Source organism: Blastomonas sp. (assembly GCF_041747255.1).
Classification (GTDB): Bacteria; Pseudomonadota; Alphaproteobacteria; order Sphingomonadales; family Sphingomonadaceae; genus Blastomonas.
In genome coordinates this window covers 1-4002 of sequence record NZ_JBGTFM010000105.1, presented here as the reverse complement: position 1 = coordinate 4002, position 4002 = coordinate 1, and the positions used below count along the sequence as shown (strand labels likewise).

The following is a 4002-nucleotide window of genomic DNA, read 5'->3' as shown; positions in this document are numbered from 1 at the left end:
TCGGCGACCGCGCTCGACACGCGGCTGCTGCGCTTCGGCGATGGTGCAGGCGGCACCGTGCAGGTCACTGATGCCACCAGCGGCGAGACGGTGCACGTCTTTGGCGAACTGGGCAGCGGCTTTGTGCGCGGCGTGCTGCGCGGCTTGGCGCGCGACCGCTATTCGCGCGGCATTGGTGCAGAGGCACCGTTCGAGCTCAACCGCTGGAGCGACGGGTCGCTCTCGCTCACCGACACAGCAACCAATCGTATCGTGGAACTCGGCGCCTTCGGACCAACCAACCGCGAAACGTTTGAAGAGCTGCTCAAGTAATGGGCCTGTTTCGCGCACCTGCCTTCGATACGCCCTGCCGCATTGCGGTGGAGCAGTCCGACGCGCATTTTCATGCGCATGTCGAGCTTGAAGGCGATGTCGCGATCCAACCCGGTGACAAGGTGCGTGTGCACGGCGCGCCGATTATTGTTGGTTTTGGCGAGAGTATTTTGATCGAGCGCATGGCAACGGTGCAGCCAGCAGGTGCATTAATGCGCGCATGGACGAAGCTGACCGCGATGGGTGAGCTCAAAGAACTATATGAGGTCAGCTTCACCACCAACAGGTGGTGAGCGCTCGAGCCGCATAATGAGATGAGAATGACGTGGAGTTGCAAGGCATGAACATGCAGACCAAGATCAAGCCGGCCCCGATGGCCGATGCGCCCGACAAGCCCGATACGATGGTGCTGGCGACGCAGGACACGGTGCTGTCTCCACGCTTTTACACCACCGATTTCGAGGCGCTGAATGCGATCGATGTATCGCTGGTGCGCCGCGAATGGGACCAGCTGATGGCTGACATGGAGGGCGACCCCAACAAGCGCCATTTCCGCCGCTCAGAATCGTTCGATGGCATCATCGACAATCTCGAGCCGGAACTCCGCCGTGAATTCATCGATTTTCTGGTGAGCTCGCTGACCTCCGAATTCTCCGGCTGCATCCTTTATGCCGAGATCGCGCGGCGGACCAAGAATCCCGACGTCAAGCGGCTGTTCAAGCTACTGGCGCGCGATGAAAGCCGCCACGCAGGCTTCATCAACGAGGTGCTGAAGGACGCCGGGATCGGGATTGACTTGAGCTTCCTCACGAAGACCAAGAAATACACATTCTTCAAGCCCAAGTTCATCTGGTATGCGGTCTATCTGTCTGAAAAGATCGGCTATGCGCGTTACATCGCGATCTACCGGCATCTGGCGCGGCACCCGGAAAACCGCTTTCACCCGATTTTCAACTGGTTCGAACAATGGTGCAACGACGAGTTCCGCCATGGCGAGGCGTTTGCGATGCTGATGCATGCCGACCCCAAGCTGCTCAAGGGATTGAACGTCTACTGGATCAAGTTCTTCATCCTGTCGGTCTATGCGACGATGTATGTGCGCGACCACAGCCGCCCGGTGTTCCACGCCGCTTTGGGAGTCGACCCCACCGAATATGATTTCCGCGTGTTCGACATCACCACCGCGATCAGCCGTCAGGTTTTCCCGGTCGAGATCGACACCGACAATCCCAAGATGCGCGCTTTGTTTGAAAAGCTGCGGCTGGCATCGGACCGGATCGCAGCAGGCAAGGCGCGCGGCGGAATCGGCGGCTTTTTTGAGCGCGGAGGTGGCATGATTGGTGCAGGCACGGCCTTTGCGCGCATGTATTTCATGCCCGGAAAGAGCAACGCGCTGCCCGCCACCATCCGTCTGCAACCGGCCTGGTGAGCGCGCGCACATGAGCCTTTACGGACATATCCTGCCGCTTGTCGTGGTGCTGGTTGCTTGGTTTACCAGCACAGGTGCGGTCGCGTGGCTCGCTAACCGCAGCAAGGCGACCTTTGTACGCAGCATATCCTGGGCAGGCTTTGCCGCCGGGATCAGCCTGTCGGTGATTGTCGTTTCTGCGCACTATCCGACCGTCGCATCGGCTTATGTCGGCTTTTTCGCGGCTTTGGTGATCTGGGGCTGGCTGGAGCTTACCTTCCTTACCGGCATCATCACCGGTCCGCGCCGCGCCGAAAGCGACCCGCAGGCGCGTGGATTACGTCGCTTTACCGATGCGGCGGCGACATTGATCTATCACGAGCTGGCGATTGCTGCCGTGTTGGTCATCCTGGTCTCGCTCACCTGGAATACAGCGAACCTCACCGGCACGATCATCTTTGGGCTACTGTTTGCGCTGCGCCTATCGGCCAAGCTCAACCTGTATGTCGGTGTGCCCAACATGAGCGACGAGATCATGCCCGCGCATCTGGTTTACCTCAAAAGCTATTTCGGCCCGCGCCGCCTGCACGGCGCGCTGGCGTTGACCCTCCTTGCCATGGTAGCGCTTTCGGTCTGGCTTGGCAGCCTGGCACTTGCAGCGCCGGCTGACAGTTTTGCGGCGGTCAGCACCAGTCTGGTCTTTGGTCTGGCGGCGCTCGGCGCGCTCGAACACGTGTTTCTCGCACTACCGTTTCGCGACGGCGCGCTATGGCGCTGGGCACTTCCTGCCCGCCAACAAGGATAAGAAGAGGGAGAGTGGTTATGGATTATGAGGGCTTTTTCCAGAGTGAGATCGATACGATCCGCGACGAAGGGCGTTACCGCATCTTTGCCGAACTGGAACGCCATCGCGGTCGTTTCCCGCATGCAACGCGCTATGTCGGCGAAGAAACCGAGGAAGTTACCGTGTGGTGCTCGAACGATTATCTGGGCATGGGCCAGCATCCCGATGTGTTGAACGCAATGCACGAAACGCTCGACCAATGCGGCGCGGGCGCAGGTGGCACACGCAATATTTCGGGAACCAACCATCATCATGTGCTGCTCGAAAAAGAGCTGGCCGATCTGCATGGCAAGGAAGCTGCGCTGCTGTTTACTTCGGGCTATGTCTCGAATTGGGCTGCGCTCGGCACGCTGGCGGCCAAGCTGCCCAACTGCGTGGTGCTGTCCGACGCGGGCAACCATGCCTCGATGATCGAAGGCATCCGCCACAGCCGCGCCGAATGCCTGAAGTTCAAGCACAACGATCCTGAAGACCTCGATCGGCTGCTCGCCGGGATCGAACCGGGCCGCCCCAAGCTGGTGGCATTCGAAAGCGTCTATTCGATGGATGGCGATATCGCCCCCATCGCCGAGATCCTCGACGTGTGCGAAAAGCACGGCGCGATGAGCTATATCGATGAAGTCCACGCGGTCGGCCTCTATGGTCCGCGCGGCGGTGGCATTGCCGAGCGCGAAGGCCTGATGGACCGGATCACGGTGATTGAGGGCACTTTGGGCAAGGCGTTTGGCGTGATGGGCGGCTATATCGCCGCGTCCACGGCGCTGTGCGATTTCGTGCGCAGTTTCGCCAGCGGCTTCATTTTCACCACTGCGCTGCCGCCCGCGCTCGCCGCCGGTGCCACCGCCAGCATCCGCCACCTCAAGGCCAGCCAGATGGAGCGCGCGCGCCACCAGGATCGCGTCAACAAGGTGCGCCGCCGGCTCGACCTGATGGGCATCACCCATCTTGACAACCCCAGCCACATCATTCCGGTGATGGTTGGCGATCCGCACAAGTGCAAGCGGATCAGCGATTGGCTGATGGACAACCACGGCATCTATGTGCAGCCGATCAACTATCCGACCGTGCCCAAGGGCACTGAGCGGCTGCGCATCACGCCCTCGCCGGTGCACAGCGATGGCGACATCGACAAGCTGATCCACGCGCTGAGCGACATCTGGTCGCAGTGCGAGCTGGCGCGGCGCGCGGTTGCGGCCTGATTACGGGTGATCGTCGGGGGGCAGCCATCGGTTGATGGCGTCCCCTGTGTCGCCGAGCAGTAGCGCGATCAGCTGCTCCATTGCGCGGTCAAACCGCAGGCGGATCGCCGCATCGCCTTCGCTACGCGCGAAATGACACAGGTTCGCCGCGTAGATGGGTGACCCGAAGGCGGTCATATAGGCGCGCGGCAGCTGTGGCTGGCCACGAAGCAATGCACCAGCCATGCCCGGGGTGACCA

6 protein-coding genes are annotated in these 4002 nt (G+C 60.9%); 5 read left to right on the top strand and 1 reads right to left on the bottom strand.

Annotation, left to right across the window (positions count from 1 at the left end; genetic code table 11):
* The 5 genes from puhC to hemA all read left to right on the top strand — a co-directional run.
* On the top strand, positions 1–312 hold a 312-nt coding region (gene puhC / locus ACEW8G_RS03620; RefSeq protein ID WP_373487084.1), incomplete at its 5' end, for a photosynthetic complex assembly protein PuhC.
* Positions 312–605: a hypothetical protein gene (locus ACEW8G_RS03615; protein WP_373487083.1), complete on the top strand. Its 294-nt coding sequence runs from the start codon at positions 312–314 to the stop codon at positions 603–605. The genes puhC and ACEW8G_RS03615, both read left to right, overlap by 1 nt.
* Before the next feature lie 47 nt (positions 606–652).
* A complete protein-coding gene (gene acsF, locus ACEW8G_RS03610; protein WP_373487082.1) occupies positions 653–1741 on the top strand; it encodes a magnesium-protoporphyrin IX monomethyl ester (oxidative) cyclase in 1089 nt (362 codons plus the stop codon).
* Between the two features lie 10 nt (positions 1742–1751).
* Positions 1752–2525 (top strand): putative photosynthetic complex assembly protein PuhE, encoded by a 774-nt coding sequence (gene puhE, locus ACEW8G_RS03605; protein WP_373487081.1) that lies wholly within the window; start codon positions 1752–1754, stop codon positions 2523–2525.
* A gap of 17 nt (positions 2526–2542) precedes the next feature.
* Positions 2543–3763: a 5-aminolevulinate synthase gene (gene hemA / locus ACEW8G_RS03600; RefSeq protein WP_373487080.1), complete on the top strand. Its 1221-nt coding sequence runs from the start codon at positions 2543–2545 to the stop codon at positions 3761–3763.
* Here the strand turns inward: hemA and ACEW8G_RS03595 are convergent.
* A partial coding sequence (locus ACEW8G_RS03595) for a hypothetical protein (protein WP_373487079.1) occupies positions 3764–4002 on the bottom strand: 239 nt, incomplete at its 5' end.